The sequence below is a fragment of the Devosia sp. genome, assembly GCF_040509215.1.
In the GTDB taxonomy this organism is placed as follows: Bacteria; Pseudomonadota; Alphaproteobacteria; order Rhizobiales; family Devosiaceae; genus Devosia.
On the sequence record NZ_JBEVLL010000350.1, the window covers coordinates 1 to 3767 of the forward strand.

Annotated in this window: 3 protein-coding genes and 1 pseudogene; 3 read left to right on the plus strand and 1 reads right to left on the minus strand. The window is 61.6% G+C overall.

The features are described from left to right. Positions 1-205: pseudogene (locus ABW043_RS19845) on the plus strand (4-hydroxyphenylpyruvate dioxygenase); the annotation flags it as partial. A gap of 2 nt (positions 206-207) precedes the next feature. Here ABW043_RS19845 and ABW043_RS19850 read toward each other — a convergent pair. Then, positions 208-1392 carry a serine hydrolase domain-containing protein gene (locus ABW043_RS19850; protein WP_353922931.1) on the minus strand — a complete coding sequence of 395 codons (1185 nt, stop codon included), beginning with the start codon at positions 1390-1392 and terminating at the stop codon, positions 208-210. Positions 1393-1661: 269 nt separating this feature from the next. Between ABW043_RS19850 and ABW043_RS19855 the strand changes: the two genes are divergently transcribed. Both ABW043_RS19855 and ABW043_RS19860 read left to right on the plus strand, forming a co-directional pair. Further along, positions 1662-1991 carry a hypothetical protein gene (locus ABW043_RS19855; RefSeq protein WP_353922932.1) on the plus strand — a complete coding sequence of 110 codons (330 nt, stop codon included), beginning with the start codon at positions 1662-1664 and terminating at the stop codon, positions 1989-1991. A gap of 117 nt (positions 1992-2108) precedes the next feature. Further along, complete coding sequence (locus ABW043_RS19860; RefSeq protein WP_353922933.1) at positions 2109-3578, plus strand: NAD-dependent succinate-semialdehyde dehydrogenase; 1470 nt, start codon at positions 2109-2111, stop codon at positions 3576-3578. Positions 3579-3767 lie beyond the last annotated feature (189 nt).

Below are 3767 nucleotides of genomic sequence, written 5' to 3' on the forward strand. Positions count from 1 at the left end.
CGAAGGCGTGGTCGAGGGTGGCGAGACGAAGGTGCTGCTGCAGATTTTCTCGGCGAATGCCATCGGCCCGATCTTCTTCGAGTTCATCCAGCGCAAGGGTGACGATGGTTTCGGCGAAGGCAATTTCAAGGCGTTGTTCGAATCGATCGAGGAAGATCAGATTCGCCGCGGCGTGCTGCAGGTGGCCGACAAGAGCGCGGCGTAACGTTACGCTGCTTTCCTCGCATCCAGTCCCGCATAGACGGCGCGCTCGAAATCCGAAAATACCTGAAGGCAGGTGCGGTCCGCAAAGGGCAGCACCTGCATCAGGATCACGCCGGTGACGTCGCGTACCGGGTCGATCCAGTAATAGGTGTTGGCGAGTCCGGCCCAGGCCAGGCTACCGGCGCTGCGGCCTTCGGGTGTGGCAGCCATGTTGATCACAAAGCTCAGGCCGTGCTTCTTATCGATGCCGGGGCAGAGCTCTGCATCATTGGTGACGGCCGGCAGCGCCGACAGCATCGGCGTGACATGGAGGTCGCCAATGTGGTTCTCGCTCATCAGCGCCACGGTCTCGGGCTGCAGCAGGCGGTGGCCGTTGCCTGTGCCCTTGTTCAGCATCATCCGCGTGAATTTGATATAGTCGGGCGCGGTACCATACAGCCCACCGCCACCGGCGAAGAATTCCGGGTCTTGCCTGATTTCGAAATCCATTGGCGCAAGCGCGCCATCAGCGCTCCGCCGATGGACTTTCACCAATCGCTGGCGTTGCGCATCGCCGATCTTGAAGGCCGTGTCGGACATCCCGAGCGGACCGAGGATGTGCTCGCGAAAATACACATCGAGCGGTTGCCCGCTCGCCGCTTCCACGGCTTTGCCGACGAAGTCGATATTGGTGCCATATTCCCACCGGGTGCCGGGATCTGTCATGATCGGCACCCGCATCGCGGCATTAAGGCCGGTGCGGAAGACGGGCGTTCCGGTCTTTTCCAGCCACCGTCCCATATCGGCATTCATCATGTCGTAGCAGAAGCCGGCGGTGTGGGTCAGGAGCTGCCGGAGCGTGATCGGGCGCCGTGCCGGGCGCAGCAGTGGCTCGCCGTCGGCGTCAAAGCCTTCCAGCACCTGGATGGCCGAGAGGTCAGGCAGCACCTCGCCGATCGGCGCATCCAGCGACAGTTGGCCGCGCTCGACCAGCTGCATCGCAGCCGTGCCGGTGATCGCCTTGGTCATGGAGGCAATCCAGAACACGCTGTCGGTCGTCATCGCGGCATCCTTGCCGATGTCGCGTCTGCCAAAGGCGCCCTGATAGATGACCTCATCGCCCGTCGCCGCCATCACAACCGCGCCGGGTATGGCGCCGCTGTCGCAGGCCTGCTGCATGATCCGGTCGATATCGATGCTGGATGGCATGGAGATCCTCCCCAAGAGGCGTTCAAGTTCTGATTTTGATCATGCTACCGGCTTTCGAACGCCATGCGAAAGCTTGAGATCTCTTTGAAGTGATTAAAATGCGCTGGTTTCGGCGCCTGAGCGCACCCATCTGGGTTGAAGAGGCGATCACGCGATCCCCACCGGAACAAAACCGGCGCAGCTATGTTCAAAATCGAGCTGAACGTGCAAGCGCCTTTCGACACTAACGAGTATGGCAGATGCAGCGCAGGGGCTGCGGAGTACGACCAATGATTGCGAACTGGACCGAATGGAAGCGCTATCCCCGCGCATCGCGTGGCGAAATCATCGAGGCGCCAATCGGGGCCGGGCTGTTCGAAATCCGGGTTGCCCAGACGGGCGCACTGTTTGCGTTCGAGGCGACTGACAATCTGGCGCAGGCGCTGGCGAAAATTTCGGCACCGCCGAAATCCTTCATTTCGTGGTTCGGGCGCCGGGATGCGGCGATGCTGCCAGAGCTCGAATATCGGACTTTCCCGACTTCCAGCCGCGCTACCGCAAAGATTGCTTTTGAGCGGATGATCGACCGACGAGAGACCTATATGCGCGGTGCTGCCTGATTGCAGGCGATTTGCCGCCCCGATAGCTGCCATTCCCAGCGTGAGGGCAATCGGGCCTGTACTCCTGCCTTGTTCCGCGGCTATACGTCCGCGACATTTTCTGCAGGAGAATAGCCCATGTCATCGACCTCGTCCTCGCTTGCCGCCCGCCTGAAAGACCCCTCGCTGCTGCGCGACAAGTGCTACATCGACGGCGCCTGGGTCGGCACGGGCGAGACCGTGGTCACCAATCCGGTTAACCTTGTCGAGATCGCCAAGGTGCCGAATTTCGGCGCCAAGGAAACGACGCAGGCCGTCGAAGCGGCCGAGAAGGCTTTCCCCGCCTGGGCAAAGTTCACTGCCAAGCAGCGCTCCAACATCCTGCGCAAGTGGTTTGAGCTGATCATCGCCAATCGCGAGGATCTCGCGCTGATCCTGACCACAGAGCAGGGCAAGCCGCTGGCCGAAGCTCTGGGCGAGGTGGATATCGGCGCCGCCTATATCGAGTTCTTCGCCGAGGAAGCACGCCGCGTTTACGGCGAGACCATCCCGACCCAGCGCGCCGATGCCCGCCTGCTCGCCATCAAGCAGCCGATCGGCGTCTGCGGCGCCATCACGCCGTGGAATTTCCCGAATTCGATGATCACCCGCAAGGTGGCGCCGGCATTGGCCGCAGGCTGCACCGTGGTGCTCAAGCCCGCCAATGAAACGCCGCTGTCCGCGCTGGTTCTTGCCGAACTCGCCGAGCGCGCCGGCGTGCCGAAGGGCGTGCTCAACATTCTCACCGGCGATGCGTCGTCGATCGGTCTGGTGCTCTGCGAGCATCCCGCCGTGCGGTTTGTCGGCTTCACCGGTTCCACCAATGTTGGCAAGATCCTCTACAAGCAGGCCTCGGTCGGCGTGAAGAAGCTCGGCCTCGAACTCGGCGGCAATGCGCCATTCGTGGTGTTCGACGATGCCGATATCGATGCGGCCGTGGAGGGCGCGATCGTCTCGAAATATCGCAACATGGGCCAGACCTGCGTTTGCGCCAACCGCCTCTACGCGCAGGACGGCATCTACGACCAGTTCGTTGAGAAACTGTCCAAGAAGGTCGCAGCGATGAAGGTCGGCGATGGCACCGAACAGGGCGTCACCCAGGGGCCGCTGATCAATGAGAAGGCGATCGAAAAGGTCGAACGCCACATCGCGGATGCTGTGAAGGGCGGCGCCAAGGTCGTCACCGGCGGCAAGCGTCATGCGCTGGGCGGCACCTTCTTCGAGCCGACTGTGCTCGCCAATGTAAAGCCGGATGCGCTGGTGTCGCAGGAAGAGACCTTTGGCCCGCTGGCGCCCGTGTTCCGCTTCAAGGATGAAGCCGACGTGATCGCCATGTGCAACGCCTCACCGTTCGGTCTGGCGTCGTATTTCTACTCACGCGATCTCGGTCGCGTCTGGCGCGTCGCTGAAGCGCTGGAGTCCGGCATGGTCGGTGTCAATACGGGCCTGATCACCACGGAAGTCGCGCCGTTCGGCGGCGTGAAGGAATCCGGCCTTGGTCGTGAAGGCTCGCATCACGGCATGGAAGAGTATGTCGAGATCAAATACATCATGATGTCGGGCATCTAAGGCGACGTCGCCTTCAGTCGAACCTGTCATTCCTGATGCCCGGCCTTGTGCCGGGCATTCGCGTTTCTGGTGTGATTTTCGTATTGGCATGGTCTCATATCCGGCCATGAAAAATCGAGAGGCCGGTGCCGTTTCGTGGCATGGCGGTCGCGATCGAGACGGCGCATTTCCTGCATCAGCAATGCCACT